The following is a 1585-nucleotide window of genomic DNA, read 5'->3' as shown; positions in this document are numbered from 1 at the left end:
CGCAAGGAAAAACGTTGGAAGAAACGATTGTATTTAATATGACCAAATACAGGTTCCACCTCTATTTTTCGCTTTCCATATAATTCTTTACCTTCTTTTGTACGTAAACGTTCTCGTACTTCTTTTCGCTGTTTTTGATTTTTGACAGAGACACTGATAGATTTGGTTTCTTTTCCTTTGGCACATGTTTCTTGAAATGGACAGCCCAAACATTCTGTACAACGATACGTTCTTTTGATAGAAGTATAACCATTGCTTGTTTGTTGTTTGCTTTCATGTGAAAAAATAAGGCGTTTTTCATTTTCGCAAATCCATTCATCCAGCTCTTCATCATAAGACATATTTTCTACGCGACCGATTTGTTTCGTCCAAGCTTTCGTTTGTTCTTTTTCAAACGTATTGTATTTCACATATGCTTTCATATTTTTCTCTTCGCAGAATGCATAGTTTTCTTCGCTTCCATAACCAGAATCAGCAACCACATTTTTAGGTTTTACACGATTGTACTTCTCAAACATTTCAAAATGAGGAATGAAACAAGTTGTATCTCCCGCTTTTTGATGAATACTAAACCCTGTAATAAATTGATCCTCAGTTCCGACTTGTAGATTGTATCCTGGTTTAAGCTGACCGTTTTTCATATGGTCTTCTTTCATCCGCATAAAGGTCGCGTCTGTATCTGTTTTTGAAAAGCTATTTCTTTCTTGAAAGGTTTCTTTATGAGCTTCGTACTTTATTTTGCGTGGAAGAAGATCCTTTTCCAACTGACGCTTCGCTTTTTTCATCGTTTTATTTTTCGGTTCATCTTGTAGGCGTTTTTCTAAGGTTTGAATAGTTTGTTTAATTTTTTCAGAAGTGACAGGACAAGCATCTTTCATTTGTTCTTCTTCTAATTCCGCTTTCTGATCGTCTTCACTTGCTTGTTCAATTGTCGCGACAATCTTTTGGTACTTCTCATCTAGCTTTTGATCATATTTTTCGGTGGATTTTCTCCATACAAACGTATATCGATTGGCATTTGCCTCTATTTTTGTTCCATCTAGAAAATAATCTTCGAGTTTGACAAGTCCTTCTTGTTTCAATAGGTCGATAAGAGAGAAGAAAGTTTCATAAATCACGTCTTTCATACGCTCTGATCGAAAACGATTGATTGTACGAAAGTCTGGTGTTTTTTCGTCAGAAAGCCACATGAAATGGATATTTTCATGGAGTTGTTCCTCGATTTTTCGAGAAGAATAGATTCCTTTTGTGTAGGCATATAATAAGACTTTCAACATCATTTTTGGGTGATAAGGTGGTCTGCCACCACCTGGATAACGTGATAAGAGGATAGAGAGGTCCATTGCTTCTACAGCTGTATGAACCACACGTGAAAGATGATGTTCAGGAATATGAACCTCAACATCTAATGGAAAAGTGAGTTGTTTTTTGTTATAATCTATAAACATAAGAGAATCGTTCCTTTCTTTTGATGATTTGGTTGTGGTGACTTAATTATATCAAAGATGGACGATTCTTTTTTATATTTTCTGTAAAGAAAGAGGTTGCCCAAAAGTAGCTATTCAGCTACTTTTGGGACAACCTC

General features: G+C 35.6%; 1 protein-coding gene. It reads right to left on the bottom strand.

Going from position 1 to position 1585, the window contains the following annotated elements:
• On the bottom strand, positions 1 to 1448 hold a 1448-nt coding region (locus ACTFSI_RS27945), incomplete at its 3' end, for an IS1182 family transposase (RefSeq protein ID WP_440045792.1).
• Between the last annotated feature and the right edge of the window lie 137 nt (positions 1449 to 1585).

It is taken from the genome of Bacillus cereus group sp. MYBK101-2 (assembly GCF_051918845.1).
In the GTDB taxonomy this organism is placed as follows: domain Bacteria; phylum Bacillota; class Bacilli; order Bacillales; family Bacillaceae_G; genus Bacillus_A; species Bacillus_A paranthracis.
Note: the sequence above shows the minus strand (reverse complement) of the source record. Positions and strands in the feature narration are given on the sequence as shown.